Origin of the sequence: Burkholderia sp. BCC1985 (genome assembly GCF_905339915.1) — a bacterium.
GTDB lineage: Bacteria > Pseudomonadota > Gammaproteobacteria > Burkholderiales > Burkholderiaceae > Burkholderia.
The window spans coordinates 267,854-289,421 of record NZ_CAJPGY010000003.1 but is presented as its reverse complement, the minus strand read 5'-3'; the positions used below and the strand labels follow the sequence as shown (position 1 = coordinate 289,421).

At 68.8% G+C, this 21,568-nt stretch carries 7 protein-coding genes; 3 read left to right on the top strand and 4 right to left on the bottom strand.

Annotated elements, in window-relative coordinates; all coding sequences use genetic code 11:
* The first annotated feature begins 556 nt into the window (after positions 1-556).
* Positions 557-2,059: a catalase gene (locus tag U4Z31_RS04700; protein ID WP_415750265.1), complete on the top strand. Its 1,503-nt coding sequence runs from the start codon at positions 557-559 to the stop codon at positions 2,057-2,059.
* 92 nt (positions 2,060-2,151) lie between these two features.
* Entirely contained in the window at positions 2,152-2,793 is a 642-nt protein-coding gene (locus tag U4Z31_RS04695) for an ankyrin repeat domain-containing protein (RefSeq protein ID WP_321809577.1), read from the top strand.
* 137 nt (positions 2,794-2,930) lie between these two features.
* Here the strand turns inward: U4Z31_RS04695 and U4Z31_RS04690 are convergent, their stop codons facing one another.
* From U4Z31_RS04690 to U4Z31_RS04680, 3 genes are all read right to left on the bottom strand, one after another.
* Complete coding sequence (locus U4Z31_RS04690; protein ID WP_321809576.1) at positions 2,931-4,847, bottom strand: serine hydrolase domain-containing protein; 1,917 nt, start codon at positions 4,845-4,847, stop codon at positions 2,931-2,933.
* A gap of 9 nt (positions 4,848-4,856) precedes the next feature.
* Entirely contained in the window at positions 4,857-5,738 is an 882-nt protein-coding gene (locus U4Z31_RS04685; RefSeq protein WP_321795622.1) for a sterol desaturase family protein, read from the bottom strand.
* Between the two features lie 470 nt (positions 5,739-6,208).
* Positions 6,209-7,978 carry a hybrid sensor histidine kinase/response regulator gene (locus U4Z31_RS04680; protein ID WP_321809575.1) on the bottom strand — a complete coding sequence of 590 codons (1,770 nt, stop codon included), beginning with the start codon at positions 7,976-7,978 and terminating at the stop codon, positions 6,209-6,211.
* Positions 7,979-8,117: 139 nt separating this feature from the next.
* Here U4Z31_RS04680 and U4Z31_RS04675 point away from each other — a divergent pair, with 139 nt between their 5' ends.
* Positions 8,118-8,777: a response regulator transcription factor gene (locus tag U4Z31_RS04675; protein WP_321809574.1), complete on the top strand. Its 660-nt coding sequence runs from the start codon at positions 8,118-8,120 to the stop codon at positions 8,775-8,777.
* A 119-nt stretch (positions 8,778-8,896) separates the two neighbouring features.
* Here the strand turns inward: U4Z31_RS04675 and U4Z31_RS04670 are convergent, their stop codons facing one another.
* Positions 8,897-21,286, bottom strand: a complete 12,390-nt coding sequence (locus U4Z31_RS04670; protein ID WP_321809573.1) for an LWXIA domain-containing protein — start codon at positions 21,284-21,286, stop codon at positions 8,897-8,899.
* Between the last annotated feature and the right edge of the window lie 282 nt (positions 21,287-21,568).

The window sequence follows — 21,568 nt, the reverse complement described above, 5'->3', positions numbered from 1 at the left end:
CCCGACAAACGGCCGTGTGCCGGTCTCGCCTCTCACATCCCGCATCCGGCCTGACGGCCCGCCGGGTCGTGTCGATTGATTCTTTGTCGCGGCGCGCGCGGAAGTCAATCGACCTGCGTTCACGGGCACGATTGCCCGGGACGTTCGTCATCACACCAGGCACCGCGCCGCACGCGAATGATTGCGCACGCATCGATTCGATCCAGGTCGTCTCACTCGGCGCCGTCATCGACGCCACCGTCCCGGCCTGCGGCCGCGCGTGCGCAACAGGAAGGGCCTTCCCGCGGGCAATTGGGCCACGCCCAGCCCAAGGACTCGATCGTCTGATGGGAAAGTCGCCTGATCGACGATCCCGAATCAGCTACCACATATCGACGAAAATATAATTTAGTTTGCCGAATCATTTGCGTGACAGAAATACGACTGCCTATCACGCAATTAGCGAGATTCAATTGGCTCACCCCACGTCGGAAAGATTAAATTTCGTCGGCATTTCCCCCCTCAGCCAAGGAATCTCATCGATATGTCACACACCGCGAATCGCTTTTTGCAAAGCATGATTGCCGCGGCCTGCGTCGCACTGGCCTCTTCGTCTCATGCCGCTGAACTGACGCGCGACAACGGCTCGCCCGTCGGCGACAACCAGAATTCGCAGACGGCCGGACCGAACGGGCCGGTGCTTCTGCAGGACTCGCATCTCATCGAGAAACTCCAGCGCTTCGATCGCGAACGCATCCCCGAGCGTGTCGTGCATGCGCGCGGCACCGGCGCGTTCGGCGAATTCGTGCCGAGTGCCGACATCAGCGACCTGACGACGGCCAAGGTCTTCACGCCCGGCACGAAGACGCCGGTGTTCGTCCGCTTCTCGACCGTGATGGGTTATCGCGGCTCGCCCGAGCAGGCGCGCGATCCGCGCGGTTTCGCCGTGAAGTTCTATACGGAACAAGGCAACTGGGATCTGGTCGGGATCAACCTGCCGATCTTCTTCATCCGCGATGCAATCAAGTTCCCCGACTTCGTTCATGCGAACAAGCCGAGCGCCGTCACCGGCGTGCAGGACGCGAACCTCGCGTTCGATTTCTTCGCGCACGCGCCGGAGGCGACCAGCATGCTGACGCGGCTGTACTCGATCGAAGGCATGCCCGATTCGTACCGGCACATGGACGGCTATGGCGTGCACGCATTCAAGTTCGTCAACGCCGACGGCAAGTTCACGTACGTGAAGTTCCACTGGAAGAGCGAGCAAGGGATGCACGGGCTGCGTCCGAAGGACATTCCGGGTTCGATCGGCGCCGACTGGAACCTGATGACGAACGATCTGTATGGCGCACTGAAGGCCGGCGACGCGCCGAAGTGGGACCTCTACATTCAGGTGCTGAAGCCGTCCGAGCTCGACGCGTTCGACTTCAACCCGCTCGACGATACGAAGGTGTGGGCCGGCGTTGCGGAGCGCAAGATCGGCACGCTGACGCTGAGCCGCGTACCGGACAACTACTTCGAGTCGACCGAGGAATCCGCCTTTGCACCGTCGCGGATGGTGCCGGGCATCGAGCCGTCGGAAGACCGGATGCTGCAGGGCCGGATGTTCTCGTACGCCGATACGCAGATGTACCGCCTCGGCGCGAACTTCAATCAGTTGCCGATCAACCGTCCGCGCGTGGCCGTCACGAACAACAACCAGGACGGCGCGATGAACTTCGGCGACCGCAAGGGTGAAGTTAACTACGAGCCGTCGACGCTGAACGAACTCGCGCAGAACCCGCGCTACAAGTCGGTCCAGACGCCGCTTGCCGGCACGACGCAGCAGGCCGCGATCCGCAAGACGCTGAACTTCCGGCAAGCGGGCGAGTATTACCGCATGCTGCCCGCGCAAGAACGGCAGGACCTCGTGACCGCGCTGTCGGGCGACCTGAACCACGTGACGAACGACGCCAACAAGTACGCGATGCTGTCGTACTTCTACAAGGCCGATGCGGACTACGGTAGCCGCCTTGCACGTGCCACGCACGCCGACCTGTCGCGCGTGAAATCGCTCGCCGACAAGCTCGTCGAGAACTGATCGGGCAATCTCGCGAAGGCTGCTCGTGCGGCCTTCGCGTCCCGACCAATCGTCCGATTGCGCCGCGCGGCCACGCGCGGCGCACAATGCCGATGAAGAACCGACTCCGAACCGCCCTCTTCCGCACCCTCGCGATCGCGGGTGCCGTCGCGTTCGCCGCCTGCGCGCAGATTGCGCCGCCCGCGACCGTTCCCCACCCCGACGCACACGCCGACCTGCGCCGCTACGACGATGCATGGTTTACCGCCGCCCGCCTCGGCCGCATCGACATCCTGCAGGCGCTCGTCGACGCGCATTATCCGATCGACGCGACGACGCGCGAAGGCTACACGGCGGTCATCCTCGCCGCCTATCGCGACCAGCCCGCGACGCTCGACTATCTGCTGCGCAACGGCGCGGACCCGTGTCTCGGCGACCGTCACGGCAACACGGCGCTGATGGGCGCGCTGTTCAAGGGCGAGACTGCGATCGCGAAGCGGCTCGCCGATACGCACTGCCCGATCGACCAGGCCAATCACGCCGGCGAAACGGCGCTGTCGTTCGCCGCGCTGTTCGGCCGCCTCGACATGCTGCCGGTGCTCGTCGCCCGTGGCGCGAACCCGGATCACGTCGATGCGCTCGGCCGCACCGCACTGCAGAACGCCATCCTGCAAGGCAACGACGCCGCGGTTGCGGCGCTCGAAAAGGTGGGCGCGACGCCGAATGCCGATGTGACGTTGCGAGCGAGGCCGTGACCGCTCGAGCTTGCCCTCGAGGTTGACCGCCTGTCCATCGTCATGCGACACGAGATCACGAAGGCACGCGCTCCCAGCCTTAACACCGGAGCCGGGTTGCCGCCGAACGTCGCGCCTCGCGCCCTTCCCGCCGGCTCTCACGCGCGCTGGCACAGCCATCCGGAAGCCGCCATCGTCTCGACATTGCTCACGTTCGTCATGCTGATTTCGAACAGATCGCGGCCGGGCATCACCGGTATCTGCACCGTCATCCCGCAGCGGTCGTCGGCCAGCGGCTTCAACAACTGGTAGTTGAAGTGGGCGCCGCCGCTGGTGCTGTAAGCGAACAGGACATAGCCCGGCAACGCGTCGAGGCTGCCGAGCGACACCCGCAGCTTGCCGCCCGAGAACACCGACTGCGCCGATTCGTTGATCACGTTCCACGACGTGTTCACACGTGCCTGCCAGGCGGCGTCGAGCCGCGGCAGCACCGGCAGTTGCTGCGCATACGGCGTGACGCGGAACACATAGCCCGAGCCGTCGACGACACGCTTGGTCAGATACCGGTTGCTCACCGCGTTGCCCGCGTCGTCCGTGCCCGGCAGGATATCGAACCGGTACGACACGGTATCGCCGTCGCTCCACCACCAGCCGTCGCTGCGATACACGTACGGCGCGCTGCTCGGGCCGGCGTCCATCCACGCCGTGCCGTTCCATTGCGTCAACGCCAGGCTGCCGTCCGCGTTCACGACGACCTGCATCGGCGCCGATTCGTTGCCGTAGACGCCGCCGACCGCGGAAACGTCCGGCGACGCAGCCGCCGGCGGTGCAGCGACATTCACCTTCGCGGGGGCCCCGGCGATGCTGCCGTCTTCCTGCAACGCCTGCAGCAGGATCGCGGGCGCGATGCCGGCCGCGTCATAGCCGGTGCTGCCGGTGATCATCAGCGCCATTTGCGCCGCCGGCAGCACGTAGAAATGGCTTGAAAAGAACTGCGTGCCGCCGCTCTTGTACGCGCCGGCGGCGCCGGCCGCGCGCAGGACCGGATCGTCGACGTCGTCCCAGCCGAGACCATAGGCATACGAGTAACCGAGCCGGGTCGACTTGATCTGCCACCGGTCGGTCTGGTCCGTCAGCATGTCGGCGATTCCGGCCGCCGACGCGATGCGCCGCCCCTGGAACACGCCGTTGCCGATGAACAGTTGCGCGAGGTTCATCATGTCGAGCGGCGTCGTCGACAGGCCGCCGGTGGCGTACGGATTCGCGAATTCCTGCCCGTACTGGTTGCCGTTCGCGTACGCCAGCGCGAACTGGCCGCTCGTCGGCACGCTGGTCAGGAAGCCGGAATTCGTCATGTTCAGCGGCGCGAGAATGTCGCGCTGAACGAAATCGGCGAAGCTCAGCCCGGTGACTGCCGCGACCACCAGCTCGAAGATCGTGAAGCCGTCGTTGCAGTACACCGCGAACTGGCCCGGCGGATGATTCAGGTGTTCGTTGGCGAGCACCTTTTGCGCGGTCGCCGCATAGCCCGGAATCGGCGCATACGAGAACATGTCGTCGACGTTCTGGCCGGGCAGCCCGGACGAATGCGACAGCAGATGACGCGACGTGATCTGCGCATACTGCGGCGACAGCATGGTGAACGACGGCACGTACCGGACGATCGGCGCGTCGAGGTCGATCAGCCCGCGATCCTGCAGGATCACGCCGGCCAGCGCCGCGATCACTTTGGATACCGAACCGATGTTGTAGCGCGTCGTCGGCGTGGCGGCGACCGCCGGGTTGATCGACGCATTCCCGAACGCCTGCGCCCACACGACCTGATTGCCCTTGAGCAACGCGACCGAGATGCCCGCGAGGTTCCGCGGATGGGCATCGAGCGCGGCCTGGATCGTTTGCCGCCCCGCCGCGATGGTCGCGTCGTAGGTCGACCGCTGAATCGTGTCCGCGCCGCCGCACCCGGGCAGCATCGCGGACAACAACCCCGCGCCCGCGTATTCGAGGAATTGCCGGCGGCCGGCGCTGGATGGCGCCGCATCGTGGCGCCGGTCGTGTGGATCGCGTGTGTGAGCCATATCGCCTTCTCAGGAAACCTGCTGTGCGGCACGCCGCGCATCGCGCGTCGTCAGGGAACTGCCGTCGGGACTCCAGCCGGGCGGCCGGATCAGATACTGGATCGCGGTGTGCAGGCTGTCCGCCTTCGCGAGGTCGCGCGCGATATTGCGCCACTCGTAGAACGCGATCCTGAACGGATTGTCGGTGCCGATGCTCGACGTCAGCCCGTAGTGCGGCGTGAATCGCTCGGGCGTGTACGAGCGGAACAGCCGATCCCAGATCATCGTGGTGCCGGCGTAGTTGGTATCCAGATAGTCGAAATCGCTGCCGTGATGGACGCGATGCTGCGACGGCGTGTTCAGCACCGCCTCGAACCAGCGCGGCATCTTGCCGATCGCTTCGGTGTGGATCCAGAACTGGTAGATCAGGCTCACCGACTGCATGAACAGGATCATCTTCGGATGGAACCCGACCCACGGCATCCACGCCCAGAACAGGAACGATCCGGTGATCGTGCCCGTCCACGTCTGGCGCAGCGATACCGACAGGTTGTATTGTTCCGACGAATGGTGGACCGAATGCGATGCCCAGAACCAGCGCATCTCGTGACTCAGGCGGTGGAACCAGTAGTAGCTGAAATCGTCCGCGAAGAAGCACAGCACCCACGCCCACCAGACGTTCGTCGGGATCGTGAAGAGCCGGTGCGCGTACACCCAGCTCAGCACCGCGAGCACCAGCCCGCCGGTCAGCACGCTGGCGACGAATGCGCCGGCCGCGAGCGCGAGGTTCGCCAGCGTGTCGCGGGTCCGGTACAGCGACCGGCCGAGCACCGCCGCGAGTGCGATTTCCACGGCGATCAGCACCGCGAAGGCCGGGAACGCGGCCACCATGATATTGGGCAGATTGTCCATCACCGTTGCGCTCCAGGCAGGCGGGCGGCGAGGCCGCGCCATGACCGTTCAAGGATTCGACCGCGAGAGGCCGGTCGGCTCATGCGCAAGGCGAGCGCGATTCAGGGTGCAGGCACGGCACCCTGTCGCGTTGCTTTCAGAAAGGACGACGCCTGGAACAGGATCGGCCGCACTGCGACCGATCCTGTTCCGCGGCATCAGGCCGTGCCGGCGCCGCGCCGATTCGATCGGACGTGCGGCCCGAACCGTGGGTTGGTCTCCCCGGCTGTCCTGCCTTCTTCGCTACCCCGCGCGACTGTTTTTTTACGATTGCCAGCAGGTGCGAAGGTACTGCACCCGTTTCGTTTGGGAAATACCGCAGATGCAGTAGTGCCGTCGCCGCTGCACCGGCCGCGCCGGCTGCCATCGCGAACGCGTCGCATTCGCGTGCGGGTGCCGAGCGGGCGCGGTGCGATGACATCGCGGCGCCGTCACGCCGACGCGTCGATCAAGGTCTGCATTTCCTGCGGGTCGAGCGGCTTGTGCATCACGCTGAAGCCGCTCGACGAAGCGGCATGGATGCCCTCGGGCGACGTATCGCCGGTAATGATGATGGCCGGAATCTCGCGTTCGATGACGCGGAACACCCGGTGGACGACGTCGGCGCCGGTCACGTGCCCCGCCAGCCTGAAGTCCGTCACGATCATGTCCAGTTCGGCGCGCCGCGGCGCGGCAAGCTCGATCGCACGCTCCAGCGATGGCGCGGCGATCACGGTGTGCCCCCAGGTCTGAAGCAGCGTCTGCATGCCGGCCAGCACGTCGCGATCGTCGTCGACGACGAGGATGGTCTTGCGCGCCTGTCCGCGCCCTGTGTCCGCACGCTCGCCCGGCGGGTGCGCGCCGGTGGCGCGCGACGGGGCATGGTCGGCCATGGCCAGCCGCACCGAGAACAGCGAGCCGCGGCCCGCGGTCGAACGCACCTGCACGCTCGCATTGATCAGCGCCGCCGTGCGCTGCACGATGGCGAGCCCGAGGCCCAGCCCCTGCTCGCGGTCCCGCGCCGCGTTGCCGATCTGGTAGAACTCCCGAAAGATGTGCGGCAGTTGATCGCCCGCGATGCCGATGCCGGTATCGAAGACCTGGATCTCGACGTCGGTGCCGCGACGCCGGCAGGCCAGCAGGATGCCGCCGCGCTGCGTATAGCGCACGGCATTCGACAGCAGGTTCGACAGGATCGTGTGCAGCAGCACCGCATCGGTTTCCAGCCAGATCGCGGTCGGCCGGATCCTGAGCGTCAACCCCTTGGCCAGCGCGGCCTGACGAAACTGGCTGTCGAGCGCGTCGAGCGCCTGCTGCAGCGCGAAGCGGCGCGGCTCGACATCGATCACGCCCGCGTCGAGCCGGGAAATGTCCAGCAACACGTTCAGCAATTGCGACATGCCTTTCAACGCGGTGCGGAGCCGTTCGGCGATGTCGTCGAGAGCGGTTCCGTCGACGCTCGGCGCGCGCGCCATCGCCCGCAGCGTCGCGATGTAGAGGCCGACCGCATGCGTCGGCTGACGCAGGTCGTGGCTGGCGGCGGCCAGGAATTGCGATTTGCTTCGATTGGCGAGTTCGGCGCGCTCCTTCTCCTGCGTCAGTTGCCGGATCAGGTCGACGTTCTCGAAGCGCAGCGACACGGCATCGCGCACGGTACGCTGCAGCGTCCGGCTGAAGGCGAGATTGACCGCGAGCAGGAACAGCGACAGGAAGCCCAGCACCGAAAACAGCGCGCTGCCGTACGCGAACGACCGGATCGCGAACGGCAGCACCGTGGGCAACGCATAAGCCACGTAGGTCGGCCACCACGACGAGAGCGACGCCACCGAGCCGCCGGTCATGCCGGCCAGCACGATGCAGATCAGCGCGGTCACGATCGTGTTGTCCGGCGAAAAGAACAGCACGCCCATGGCGCCCCACAGGCAGCCGGACACGCCCGCGAACACCATGTATTTCCGCGCGCGGCGCGTGGCCGTCCCGGCAGGATGTTCGCCCGCGCGGCGATCGCGCCAGACCATGGCGGTACGGATCGCGGTCAGCACGCAGATCGCCGCGGCCCACGCGAGCAGCGCATGCCGCGACACCTCGTGCCACAACAGAAAGGTGGTCAGGCTGACGACGGCGATGTTGCCGAACAGGATCGGCGGAGACTGTCGGTACAGCGTATTGACCAGTTCCAGCTGCACGTCGGCACGGTATTCTTGCGCTATCCTGTTTGCCATTTCAAAATCGCGTAGCGGATCCGGCGTTGAACGGGGCGGGCGTCGATCTCGCCCGCCGCGTGACACGTCGCAACGGGGTTGCATCGTATTGTCGCAAAGGAACGAGCTTCCGGGTGCCCCGGGAGAAGGCGAAAGAAAAATGAAAAAAATCGTGCTTGCCGAAGATCACGCCATCATTCGCGACGGGCTGAAGTTGCTGCTGAAGACGCGAGCGAACTGGACCGTCGTGGGGGAGACCGGCGACGGCCGGATGGTCGGTCGGCTGGTGTGCGATACGCAGGCCGATTTGCTGCTGCTCGATCTCGATCTACCCGGCTTCCCCGGCATCGAACTGGCGAAGCAAGTCAAGGCGCAAGCGCCGCAGACCAGGATCCTGGTCGTCACGGGCAATCAGAACCCGGCCACGGTCCGGGCGGCCGTGGCGATCGGCGTCGACGGCTACATGCTCAAGCACGAAGACGGCGACGAGCTACTGCGTGCCGTCGCGCTGGTGCTGTCGGGCATCCGCTACGTCAGCGACTCGCTCGCCCATGTCCTCGAGCACACCGGCGCCGCGGCCGTGCCGCCGGTGACGGCCCGGGAGAAGGAAATCCTCGTGCTGATCGCCAACGGGCACTCGAGCAAGGACATCGCCATCAGGCTGAATCTCAGCGTGCTCACGGTACGCAAGCATCGACAGAACCTGATGTCGAAACTGGCGCTGCACAACGTCGCCGAAGTGATCGCGTATGCGCTGCGCGACGGCCTGACCGTACTGCCGCGGTCCGACGATGTCGGCGCGGAGGCAATGCTGCGCTGACGCACGGGCCGGCGACGACGACGCATGCATGCGCGTCATGGCGCGCCCGCCCGTCGCTCGTCGTCAAGCGCGACGTGTCGCTTGCATCCGCCCCGCACACGTTCCGCGCGCCGCCCCCGTCACCCGACCACGACCTGCTGCCCCGGATCGATCTCGCCCGGCTTGCTCGCCAGGTTCCGGTTCAGTTGCAGGATCTCGTTGAGCGCGACGTCGATCCGCTGACCGTCCGACATCCGCTGCTGCTGGTCGGCCGGCACGTGTGCCGCGGCAAGCAACGATCCTTCGTGACTTTGCGCGATCGTCCACAACGAATCGCCGGCCGCCACGGTCACCGTCAGCGGCGTGGGCGCGGCGCTCGGTGAACCCGTCGAAGGCTGCGCCGGTTGCGATGGCGTACCCGACGGCTGCGCGCTCGCCGACGCCGATGCCGTCGCCGATCCCGACGGCGTTGCAGACGCATTCGGCTGCACCGGTGCGCTCGTCGTGCCGGGCGACGGCGCAAACGACGCACCCGGCGTCGGCGCCCCGGCACTCGAACCCGACGGTTTCGGCGACGAACCCGGCGCCTTGTGCTGATCGTCCGACGCGGTTGCCGACGTGTACAGGCTGATCCCCTGCATGATCCCGAAGATCGCCACCGGCGCCAGCGCGATGCCGGTCGGCAAGCGCTCCATCCACGGCGTCGCGTTCGGGAAATGCGAATGCAGCCGCCCGGCGCCGAGCAGCGCGCCGGACATCGCGGTCAGCGTGCCGGTCACCGGATCCACCGTCAGCGCGGTATGCACGCCGGTTGCGATGCCGACCGCCGAGGTCAGGTAGTCGCCGGTCGCGCTCGCGATCCGCGCCAGCTGGCTGCGGTTCTCGGCATTCACGCCGCGCAGGCTGCCCTTGTAAACGATGCCGGTGTAGACGGCGCTGAACGCGCCGCCGATCGCCTGTCCGCCGGCCAGCAGGTCGCCGTGCGAGATCGCCCTGAACGCATTCATCGTGATCGAGCCGCCGTAGCCGCCGAGCGCCAGCACGCGGCCGACGCGGCCGACCGAATGGCGCGGGCTGCCGTGATGCAGCAGCTTCAGCGACGTCCCGCCGACCACGCCCTGCATCTGCGCGAGCATGTCGGCGGCGATCGCCTTCGTGTGCGCGACGGTATCGTCGAACGACAGCATCCCGTCGTCGTTCAGCGCGCGCAGCTGGGCGGCCATCGCCTTGCCTTCGTGCGCGATCTGCTCCAGCTGCGCGCCGCGCGCGTCCACGTCGAAGCCGTTCGCCTTCAGTTGTGCCTGCAGCCCGCGCACGAGCCGGTCGACGACGCGATCGAACACGCGCGGATCGCCGTTCTTCAGGCTGGCGACCGCGCCGTGATGCAGCGCCTGGAACACGCGCCCGACCCGCAGGCCCGCATACAGCGAGTTCGTCGCGGTGCGCACCGACTCCCGGCCGACCGCGACGAGCACGCCCGCGCCGGCGCCGCCGGTCACGGTGGCCGCCGCGATGTCGCCGGCGATCCGCCTGGATGATGGCGGCGGCGTGTTCTCGCCGATCGGTTCGTCGTGCACCCGCAGCGCATGCAGTTCCGCCTGCGCGCGCTTCGCGTCGGGAATGTCGACCTTCGCGAGCTGCGCCGCTTCCCGGCGGCTCGTGCCGATCGGCTTGGTGCCGTCGTTGATCAGCGCCGGATCGTGCACGACCGCGCGCCAGTGGTCGAGCGGGTCGGCGGCGGCCGGCCGCTTGCCGGTGGTCACGCGGTCGGGCACGCCGGCGCCGTAGTCGGCCAGCCAGCGGCCGCCGAACTTGCGTGCGCCCTCGTCCGTCCCGGTGCGCGGCGGGTTGCCGTCGGCATCCCACAGCGGCATCGCATGCTCGATCGTCGCCTTGCGCGCCTGGTTCAGCCAGACGGTCGTGTTGCCTTCGTAGAGCTTCTGGCGCAGCGCGGCGATGTCCGCGGGCGTCATGCCGTCCGCGGCGCCGAGCCGCTCGACTTCCGCGAACAGCAGCTGATGCTGGTTCGCCAGCGTCTGCCGGTCGACCCGCTCGAACACGCGCGTGAGCGCATCGGCGCCATGCAGGCGGTCGATGATCCCGGGCCGGTTGCGGTTCTCCACAATCAGCTTCGCGAGCGCGCCGGTGAGATCCTGGTTGCCGATGAAGTCCGCGCCGTGGGTGCCGTACGACAGCCCCATGTGCACCCATTCGAGCCCCTTGCGCTCGAGCACCGCGCGCAGCAGCTTCTCGTGTCCGCCGCCCGGCACCGATTCCGGCACCGCGTCCCAGCCGTGGAACGTGACCATCACGTTCGGCGCCTTCGTGTCGGGATGCGCGTTCGACCAGCGTTCGAGGGCGGTCATCACACGCACGTAATCGTGATACGTGTCGTTGGTGCCCGACTGGAACCGGTAGTCGGCGCCGGACACGAGCGCGCGCGACGGCGCCGTCTCGAGCCGGATCGCGAAACCGGTGCGAGCGGCCTCGTCGAGCCAGCGATGCAGATGCGCGAGATCGTCGAGCGCGAGCGCCTTCCCGTCGGAGCCCGGCGCCGGATGGATCATCCCGTTCTCGCCGTCGAACACCGCGTGCTTCTGGTCGCCGAGCGCGCGTACCGCGCGCAGGAAATCCGGATCGTGCGCCTTGCCGAGCACCGCCGCGAGCGAATGCGGATCGATCACGAGCGTGGCGACCGGCATCACGCCGCCATACCGTTCGACCAGCGCGCCCATCAACGCCGGATCGTCGCTCAGCGAGAACGAGCGCGCCATCGGCACCATGCGATCCTGCAACGCTTCGCTCGAGCGCGTGAAGATCTGCCGGATCCGCTTGTCGGCGACGGTCGCCGCGCCCAGGTTGCGCGTCCGCGCGCGCAGCTTGCCCGGCACCGGCAGGAACCGCGATGCGGACGTCGACACGTCGCGCGCGACGTACAGCTTGTTGAGCAGCGTGCGCCACATGCCGACGTCGACCATCACGGCCTGCGGCTCGCCCTTCAGCACGAGGTTCACGTCGCCGGGCCGCTGCGCCTGCTTGTTGTATGCCTCGATCTGCTGGTGCGTCGCGAAATACTGCTCGGGCTTCGCCGCGCCGTGGCGCAGGCTGAACTCGACGGAGGTCGCCGACGACAGCCCCGGCTGGTACGGCTCGATCGACAGCGGCTCGGGCGCGGTGCCCTTGCTCCCCAGGCGCCGCAAGTCCGCGAGCACCTCGTTGTAGCCGTGCCGCGTGCGGGCCGCGAGCGCGCGGAACGGCGCCGAGTGCAGGCCGCGCGCTTCCGCCGCCTTCCATTGATCGTGCAGCGCCTTCGCGCGCGCTTCAAGCGCGGCGACGCGCGTCGGCCGCGCGCTGTTCAGGAAATCGCGCGGCGACAGTTGCGTGAGCAGGAAATGCACGTCCGTGCCGAAGCGATCGTTGCCGATCGGCATGGCGTCGAGCGGCACGCCCGGATGGTTCTTGTTGCTGACCTGCGGGATCTTGTCGAACCAGCGCATCTCGCCATCGCGCTCGGCGATCACGCCGAGTGGATCGCCGAGCGCCTCGGCCACCGCGCCGTCCGTCCTGAACGCGTAGATCACATGGCGGCCGCTGTCCAGCGCGCCGTTGCGGATCGCGGTCAGCAGGTGCGACACGCTGTTGCCGCTGAAGTCGACCGCGTTGAGCGCGGACTTGTCCGACGGCAACAGATGCGGATCGACCGGCGCCAGCGGCGCGGCGTTCGCGTCGTCGCCCTGCTCCGCGCGCGATAGCGGCCGGCGCACCGGCACGATCGACTGGAACAGGTCGCCGGCCGAGCGGATCGGTTTCTTCTCGACGGCCGGGGCCGCCTTCGCCGGCCGGAACCCGCCGATGCGGTCGACGGTGGCCGGCGCCACGTCGCTGACGACGAAGCGGATCCCGCGGCGCGGCGACCGGCCGACCGGAATGCCGCCGCGACGGCGGCGCCGGAACACCGTGCGCAGATCCTGCTCGGGAATCTCCGTATCGCCGACCGACGCCTTTTCGAAATATTTCCACTCGTGATTCGTGTTGCGTTCCGCATGGCCGAGCACCTTGCCCGTCTCGTCGTCGACCACGTGAATCCAGCGCTGCGCGCCGGAGACCGCACGCACGGCCTGGCGCGGCCGCTTGAAGACCGGCGCGTCCTGCAGCTTCGACACGTCGCCGGCGAGCGTCGTCTCGATCGCATGGCCCGACGCCGTCACGTCCCACGACGTCTTGCCGTCCGGCGTCTCGATCTTCGACGGGCCGCCGAACGCCACCAGTTCGTCGTGCGCGACCGGCGACACATGGAAGTCGAACTTGCCGCGTGCGCGTCGGCCGCCGCTGTTGGCATTTTCCAGCGCCTTGGTGAGCGCGGGCGGCACGCGCTTGCCGTTCAGCATCCGCACCGGGCCGAGCGCGCCGTTCGCGTCGGTCTCGAGCACCGCGACGAAGGCCGGCGGCGTATAGGCCGCGGCGCCGTCGGGCGGCGTGTGATGCGCGGTGACCAGCACATGCGCGTTGGGGCCGAGCTGCCGGGCGAGTCCGTCCAGCGTGGGCGCATGCCGGCCGTCGACATGCTTGAGCGTGCGGCGGCCGAGGGTGTCGAGCCAGTCGGCGGCGCGCGCCTGATTTGCCGCCTCGACCGCCGCGGCACCCTGCGGCGCGGCCGGGGCGGCTGAATGACCGGAAACGGTAGCCGGGGTCACTGCAGCGGACGGGTTGCTCGCCGGGTCGCCGGCCGGGCTCGCCAGACGGCCGGCCGGCCCCGCGTGGCCGAACCTCGGCCAGGTCGGGTTGCCGTCGACCGCGCCGAGCGCGCGCGTTCCGCCGGCATGCACGGCCGCATAACCTTCCGGCAAGCCGGAACGATCGACGCCGACGAGCCGGTACGACACGTCGCCCGTCGCCGCGTCGCGGGTGCGCACGACGTACATGTCGACGCCGGCCGGCTTGAACAGCGAGCCGCCGTCGGGCGTGGTGATGCGCAGCGCACTCGCCGGATCGTGGCCGAGTGCCGACAGCAGCACGACGTCGGCCGGCGCGGCGGCCTCGACCGCGGCCAGATGCGCGGTGGCGCTGGCCGCGACGCGTTCCGCCGGCGTCAGGTCGCCCTGCGCGAACGCGGTGTCGTCCGGCAGCGCATCGGCCGGCACGTACGCGTGATTGCGCGGCCCGGCTTGCGCCGCATCGAGCGCCTGCCCGAGATCGTCGTGCGCGACCGTCGTCACGCCGTCCGGCAACGCGCGCCGCGCTTCGGCGGCAGTGCTGCCCGTCGCGTGCGCTGCCGATGCCGCGGCGTCCGGCACCGTGCCGCTGAACCGGAACCAGCCCGCCTCGGGATCGAGCGCGCCGAAGTCGGTGCCGCTGCCCAGCACGATGCTGCCGTCGGCCGTCACGAATTCGACGCGCAGGTTCGTCAGGCCGGCCGCGTCGAACGCCTGCATCACGTCGTCGATCACGCGGGTCGGCTCGGGGCCGTCGAGGAAATAGCTCGGCCAGTGCTGGCTCACGGTGCCGCCGGCCTGCGTCACGCGCGCGGCATCGCCGATCACGCCCGGCCGGTCGGCCAGCGCGCTGCGGAACGGATGGTCGAGCGTGACCGATTCGAACGTGCCGTCCGGAATCGGCGTGAAGTCGTAGCCGGGATCGGCGAACGTCGGATCGGGCACGCGCGGCACCGTCGGACGCGCCGGCCGCTCGGCCCGTGGCGGCGCCGGGTGCGCGGCGCTCGGTGCCGGCTCCGCGTCCGGTGCGGCGGGCAGTGCCGGGCGGCCCGCCCGCGCGGGATCGCCGACGAAGCGCTGCATCGGCAGGCGGTCGCTGTCGACCTCGCCGGTCCGGCGCGTCACGCGCACGGTGGCCGAGCCGTCCGGCTTGACGAGCAGGATGTCCTGCGGCGCCCAGACCGACGTCGGCCGCCCGGTGAGTTCGGACAGCCGCTGCGCGAGCGCGGCCGCGAACGTCCCGCTCGCGGCCCGCACCTGGCCCGGCGCGACGCGCAACGGATCGTGCTTGTCCGACCCGCCGAAACAGGAATACAGCGTCACGTCCTGCCCCGCCTCGAGCTGCGGCGCGACACGCTCGGCCACCTCGTCCGGCGTCACCGGCCGGCCTTCCGGGCCGAGCATCGCATCGGCCGACATGCCGTGTCCGAACACGACGTGATGGCCCGGCGGCGACATCAGCCCGCGCGTGCCGACCGGGTGCAGCGGGTCGTCGGCCGGCATCAAAAGCGTGTCGGCCGGACGCAGGAATTCGGGATGCTGCGTCGCGTCGACGCCGGTCACGTCGTCGAAGCCCGGTTGCAGTACCGACTCGCCGCGAATCGTCGTCGTCATCACGCCGTCGTTGGCGATCGTGCGGTCCGTATAGACGCGGCTGTTGTTCCGGTACGTCTTCTGCGGAATCCCCGACAGGCCGTCGTCGGCTTCGGCCTCGGCGGCCTGCTCGGTGCGCGCAGCCCACTCGTCCGCCGTGAAAATCTGCCCCGGCACCACGTCGACGACCGGAACCGGCTCGTCGACGGGCGGCTCGCCCGCGTCCCGCTCCGGTGCGAGACGCGGATGCGCCGGGGGCCGCGGCTGGGCCGGCCCATGTGCCGTCGCGCCCGGCCGCGCGGCATCGCCCGGCGTGCCGGTGCTGCCGCGCCGCCCGCTGTCGGCGTCCGGATCGATCTGCGTGTCGATCGGGCGCACCGGTTCGACCGGCGCGCCGTCGTACCCGTGCGCCACCGTGCCGGGCGCGGGTTCGCCGCGCCGGGCGAACACCAGCGGCGGTTCGTTCGCGTCGGGCGCCTCCGGGACATGCAGGTAGAGCCGCGTCGACACATCCGGATCGTGTGCCGGCACGACGATGTCGTCGCTGTTCGGGTGCAGTTCCAGCGCGCCGGTGCCGCGTATCGAATTGGACGCGATCGACGCGATCACGGGCACCTGAAGTTCATACGCGAGCTCCTGCGCGAACGGGTAGCCGCCGGAGCCGAGATAGCAGCCGGTCAGCAGCACGCCGTTGCCTTCCGTGTAGGCCGGATCCTCGAGCAGGCTGCGCGCGAATTCCCTGGGCGACATCGTGTTGCCGTCTTTCGTGATGGCGATCGCGCTATCCCAGCTCACGTCGCGCGGCTTCGTGCCATGCGATTCGGCGATGTCGAAGCCCGACACCTTCAGGAACTGCCGCGCGGTCGCGTGGCCCAGCAGGTTCACGACATTCGAGCCCGGCACCGGCCGCAATTCCAGCGGATTGACGCGAACCGGCTGCGCGCGGCCCGGCGAGAACTTGCCGTTCACGTCGGGTTCGATCTGGAAGCGCGCGAGCCGGCGGCCCGGATCGGGGATCGCGCGCCGCCAGCCGGCCGCGTCGTCGTCGCCGAGCCGGCCGAACACCGGCGCCTGGATCAGGTCCGCGAATTCCTGCAGCAATTCGGGATCGGCGCCGCTGTGCGGCCCCTCCAGCGCGATCGGCGTGCCCGGCGTATAGCCCTTCCACGCCAGTTCCTCCAGCGCGTGGGTCATCTCGAGCGCGCTCGCCGGGCGGCGGCTGCGCGGATTGATGACCGCGCCGCCGCGATTCGTCAGCACGCGCCAGACGTAGACGCCGAGCGGCACGCGCGCGTCGCCCGACGCGCCGCTGCCGCCCCAGCGATTCGACACCGGGCGCGGCGCCACGGTGCTCCAGTCGACCGCGTGCGCGCCCTGGTCGATGACCGCCAGCGCCGGCGAGAAGCGGTAGGTGCGCGGCGCATGCTGCACCGAATGGTCCGGCTTCCCCGCGAGACTGGGGGCGCCGGGCTCCACCACGATGCCGGTCGTATAGCCGGAGTCCGGGCTGCCGTCGCTGCGATAACGCGGCGAACGCCACGCGACGAAGCCGCTTGCGCCGTACACGTCCACCCCCAGCACGTTCGCGAGCAGTTGCGCGAGCGGGCTCACCCGCGTACCCGCGCCGCATGCATAGAGGATCACCGGCGATTTGCCGTCCCAGCCGCTCTGGCGCACCAGCTCGGCCAGGTCTTCGGCGCTCATCGGCTTGCCGGTCGCGCTCGCGAACGCGTCGGACCACGCATGCGCGTACACCGCGAAGTAGCCGGGCGGCACCGGCATCAATGGCCGCTCGCCCGCCGGCAGCCGGTTCTCGGGCTGGTCCGGATGGTTCGAATAGATCGCGAGGTCGGCTTCGCGGCGCGGATACGCGCCCCATTGCGTTTCGTCCATGCCGGGCGGCGCGTTGATCACGTCGACACGCCGGCCGTCCTCGCTGCGGATCAGCGGCTTGGCGGGATCGAACCCGCGCGGGTACATCACGCGCAGCGTGCGATCGTACGCGTCGTTCATCGACAGCATCAGCGCGTCGCCGGCGTCGTTGAGCCCGACCCGGGCGACCACCGCTTCGGGCGGCACCGTACCGTCCGCGGCGAGCGCACCGTGGTCGACCAGCGCGACCTGGTAGCGGCCCGCCGCCACGCCGCCGCGGGCGACCATCATCGCGTCGTGGAACGACGCGTAACGCGTGACGCCGATCGTGCCGTCCTCGCTGGAGGCGGCGGCCGCGAGCTTCACCGGATCGTCTCCGGCCGCCGCGCGCCGCGCGTCCGCGTTCGCCGCCCGGATGTCGTCCGTCAGGTTGCCGCGTTCGGTCGAGGGGAGCCCGTCTTCGTCCGGCTTGCGCACGTTCCCTTCGCCGTCCTCCAGCGCGTACACGTAGTATTCGACGTCCTCGAGGCGGTTGCCGCTGTCGAGAATCGACCCGACCACGCCGGCCAGCGCGTCCGGATCGGCCGCCACATGCGCGGGAATGGGCCACGACGCGGGGCGTCCCGCCGTGGCCGGCGTGCCGGCCCCGGCCGGCGTCGCATCATCGCCCGCGATCGCGGCGGCAACGGCCGGAGTCGCTTCGCCGTCGATCCCTTCGGCATCGGGCGCGAGCCGCAGCAGGATCGCGTCGCCGTCGTCCGGCGTGCCCTGCGTGCGGCGCGCGCGCAGCCACGCGGTGAAGCGCGACCGCAGCCCGCCTTCCGCCGGCGACACCGGCTCGCCGTCGCCGGCGGGCTCGCCGAAGCTGGCCGCCTGTTCCTCGGCGTGCTGCCACGGGTTGCCGATCTCGCCGACCGCGAGGCGCTGGTTCGCCAGCCCGTTGGCGAACATCGCGTTCGCCACGTCGATCGCGATCGGCCGCTGCGTCGCCGGCGGGGCCGGCGTCTTCGTGATCGCCCGAATCGGCCGTTCCATCAGCGTATGCGAGCCGAGGCCCATCTGCGCGACGCCGATCCCGAGGTTCAGCAACTGCTGTGCGCGATCGGAGTCGGACATCGCGTCCCAGTTCTTCACGAGCGACACGCCCTGGTCGACCATCTGATAGCCGCCGATCGCGCCGCCCGTGACGTTGAGCACGCCGGCCGTGCGGCCCGTCGTCTGCGCGACCGACTGGAACGCATCGGCTTCCTGCGCGAAACGGCCGAGACCGGCCACGTCGGCCGTCACGCCCTCGCCGCGCGATGCCAGCGTGACCATGTCCGAGACCTGGCCCGTCGTGCGCAGCAGCGACGACGCCTCCGCGAGCGACTTCGCCGCGACGCCGAGCCCGCCGCCCGCGATGCCCGCGCCGCTGCCGATCAGGCTGATCCAGTCGCCGCGCGCCTGCGCATTGCCGAAGCCGATCGACTGCCCGTGCTCGCTCAGATTGTTCAGGTCGCCGATCGCGGCCGGCACGCCGACCGCCATCCCGGCGCCGACCGCGGTCCACGCGGCGCCGAGCATCAGGCCGCCGACCGGCGCACCGATGCCGCTCGCGACCAGCACGACACCGCCGGCCGCGGCGAGAATGCCCGTGCCGATCTCGAGATAGTGTTCGACGTGCTGGTACCACTCCGTCTTGTGTGCGTCGATCGATTCGTATTGCGCGTAACCGCCGGACGCCGCGCCGTTCGTCAGGCTCTTCGGCACGTACAGCTTGCCGTCGTCCGACAGCGCGTTGTTGTGCTGGTAGTCGTCGACGGTGTCGTACTTCCAGCCGCGATCGTCGATCAGCTTGAACTGGTCCGGATGGTTCGCGACCTGCACCTTGAACAATGCGCTCGGCGCGGTACCAGTCCCCTTCGACACGTAGTAGATCGGCACCAACGACACGACCGCGTGGTCGCCGCCGACCTTGCGGATCTGGTCGACGACGGTCTGGATCATCTGCGCCGCCGCCGAATTCCTCGCGTACAGCGACCGACTGTTGACCGCCACACCGTTCTGCAACTGCCCGTTGCCGACGATCAACTGCTCGAGCATCGCCATCGACGGCACGTCGTTCCGGTCGGTCGGCATCGCGGCCGGATCGTCCGGCTGGATTCCGAGCCCCGCGCCGACGAAGTTCGTCATCTGGTCGGAGCCGGTGGTGAACGTGTAGGACTTGTCGTCGAAGTTCTTCTGGAAGTCGTCGAAATACGCGTTCAGCTGCTTGTCCGGATCGGCCTGGAACAGCTTGTAGCTGGCGTTGGCGGCGTCCTTGTTCTGCTTGTTCTGCGCACTCTTGGTGCCCTGGTCGTAACGCAGCTGGAAGTCGTTCGCGAAGCCCGCCTGGAACCGGTCGTCGTTCTGCATCTTCGACAGCAGCGCCTTCGACAGCGCCGGATCGACACCCGACGACAGCGCCTCGCGCACCGTGTCGAAACCGTAGCCGGTGTTGCTGCCGCGCAGCGTGTAGATCAGCGTCTTCGCGTTGCCCTTGTCGTCAAGCAGCCAGTTCGCGACGTCGTCCTCGCGCCGCACGGGCACGCCGCTCGCGGTCGGTTGCTGGTCCGCCAGCCCGACCGCCTTGCTGAGCCCCTTGTAGAACTCGGTGCCTTGCCCGTACGGCTGCGACGTGCCCGTGTTCGTCTGCATCCACTTGTTGCCGAAATCGTGCTCGACGGTATCGAGCACGACGCCCGCGAACTCGGGCGGCGCATTGTTCAGGATGTCCTGCATCCACTTGCCGGCCTTGTCGGCGTTCATCGTGTCGTCGTAACGCGCACGCATGCTCGCCTGATCCGTTGCATCCGCATCGGGCTTCTGCATCAGCGGATCGATCTGCGAATGGATGAACTTCGCGTCGAAATGCGGCTGGCCGGCCTGGGTCCACAGCGTCTGGCGCTCGTCGAGCGAGAACGACGCGTCCATGTTGGTCTTCAGCACCTGGAGCGCCGCGCCGGGATTGCTGCCCGGGCCCTGCATCAGCTGCGCGACCTGCTGCTTCGTGTACTGCAGCCGCACCTCGGGCGCCGCCGCAAGCAGCGTCTGGATCTTCTGGTAACCGGGATTGTTCTTGTCCGCCTGCGCCTGCGCCAACGCGTACGCGAACACGCCGCCCGCCTGGTCGATCTGCGCGTTCAGCGCCTTCGCGTCCGCGTCGCTCTTGCCGTCGGTGCTCACCGGAACGCCTGTCAGCTTGACGAACGCTTCCGCGAGCGGATTCTGCTGCGCGAGCGCCTTCTCCTGCGGCGACAGCTTCGGATCGTTCGGATCGACGGTCACACCGGTGTCCTGCAACAGCGCGAACGTGACCGGATCGGATTGCGCGAGCTGCTTCATCTGCGGCGACAGCGACGGATCGTCGGGATTGATCGTCGCGATCGTGCGCTTGAGCTGGCTTTCCTCGCCCAGCGCGTCGACGAGGCCGGTGTACCACATGCCGTCGTGATTCTGCTTCACCGACGCGACGACCTGCTTCTGCTCGTCGGCCGTCACGTAGGTCAGTGCGGTGTCGTCGCCGCCCGTCACGACCTTGTCGTACTGGCTCTGCGCCTGTGCCAGCGCCTGCGTGACGTCGGCCTCGTCGGCACGGCGCAATCCGCCCGGCTCCTTCTGCCACGCCGCGTAGTCGGCCTTCGCGTCGTTCAGGCGCAGCGTCGCGGCCGACGTGCTGTACTCGTGGCGCAACGCGGTGGTGAGGGCCGTGTACGCGTTGTTGGCATTCGTGTCGGCCGTGCCGGCCGCCTGGCGCAGTTGCACGCCGGTGTCGGGATCGGTGCGCCGGATTCCGCCCGGCAGCGCGTCGTACTGCTTCACGTCGGCGTTCGCGGCCTGGTCCTTCTGCATCGCCAGCGCGAACTGGAACGCCTTCACGTTGGTCGCCCGCTCGGGCGCCGATTCGGCCGACACCGCCTTTTGCGCATCGTCGAGCACCGAGCCGAGCACCGGATCGTTCGGCGTCGCATTGCGCAGATCCGAGGCCACGCCCGCGATCGCCTTGTTCGTGTCGCCGCCGCCGTCGGCCGCGACGCGCATCTGGTTCTCGACGGCCGCCTGCACCGAGCCCCATGCCGCTTCGGCCTTCTTCACCTGGTTGTCGAGATCGGCCTGCGACGCGCCCTGGTCGTGCAGGCGCTTGAGTGTCGCCATTTCGGCCTGCGCGAGCTGCAGCAGGCGCTGCGTCTCGGCCTGCGCGGCCGCGAGGGCCTGCTGTTCCGGCGTCTGCGCCGGCGGGGTGCTGCCGGCCCCGTTCGTCGGTGCCGGATCGTTGTCATCGTGCGGCTGCGGCACGTTCACCGGTCCGCCCCCGCCCACAGCCATCAACACCATGTCCGTTCTCCCGCGGCATGCGTGACGTGCCGGCACAGCGGCAGGCGGGCCACGCGCAATGATCCATTGTGCCGAACGGGCGCACGTGAAAAAGCCGCGCATTACGTAGTCGCCGGGCCGGTTGCGGCAGCGCGGGAAGACCCGCGCTACGAACGCAATCAACCCGATGCCGCCATTCGGTCCTTGCCGCTTCGGGCGGAAAATTTTGCTGGCTGCCGCGCATCGGGTCAGAAATACACGCTGCCGCCAACCGGCGACACACGACCTTTCGCGACGCGTCAC

Excerpts from the sequence above, each read along its gene's own strand:
- U4Z31_RS04700 (WP_415750265.1), top strand. The coding sequence starts at position 557 with ATGATTGCCGCGGCCTGCGTCGCACTGGCCTCTTCGTCTCATGCCGCT.
- U4Z31_RS04695 (WP_321809577.1), top strand. The coding sequence starts at position 2,152 with ATGAAGAACCGACTCCGAACCGCCCTCTTCCGCACCCTCGCGATCGCG.
- U4Z31_RS04690 (WP_321809576.1), bottom strand. The coding sequence starts at position 4,847 with ATGGCTCACACACGCGATCCACACGACCGGCGCCACGATGCGGCGCCA.
- U4Z31_RS04685 (WP_321795622.1), bottom strand. The coding sequence starts at position 5,738 with ATGGACAATCTGCCCAATATCATGGTGGCCGCGTTCCCGGCCTTCGCG.
- U4Z31_RS04680 (WP_321809575.1), bottom strand. The coding sequence starts at position 7,978 with ATGGCAAACAGGATAGCGCAAGAATACCGTGCCGACGTGCAGCTGGAA.
- U4Z31_RS04675 (WP_321809574.1), top strand. The coding sequence starts at position 8,118 with ATGAAAAAAATCGTGCTTGCCGAAGATCACGCCATCATTCGCGACGGG.
- U4Z31_RS04670 (WP_321809573.1), bottom strand. The coding sequence starts at position 21,286 with ATGGTGTTGATGGCTGTGGGCGGGGGCGGACCGGTGAACGTGCCGCAG.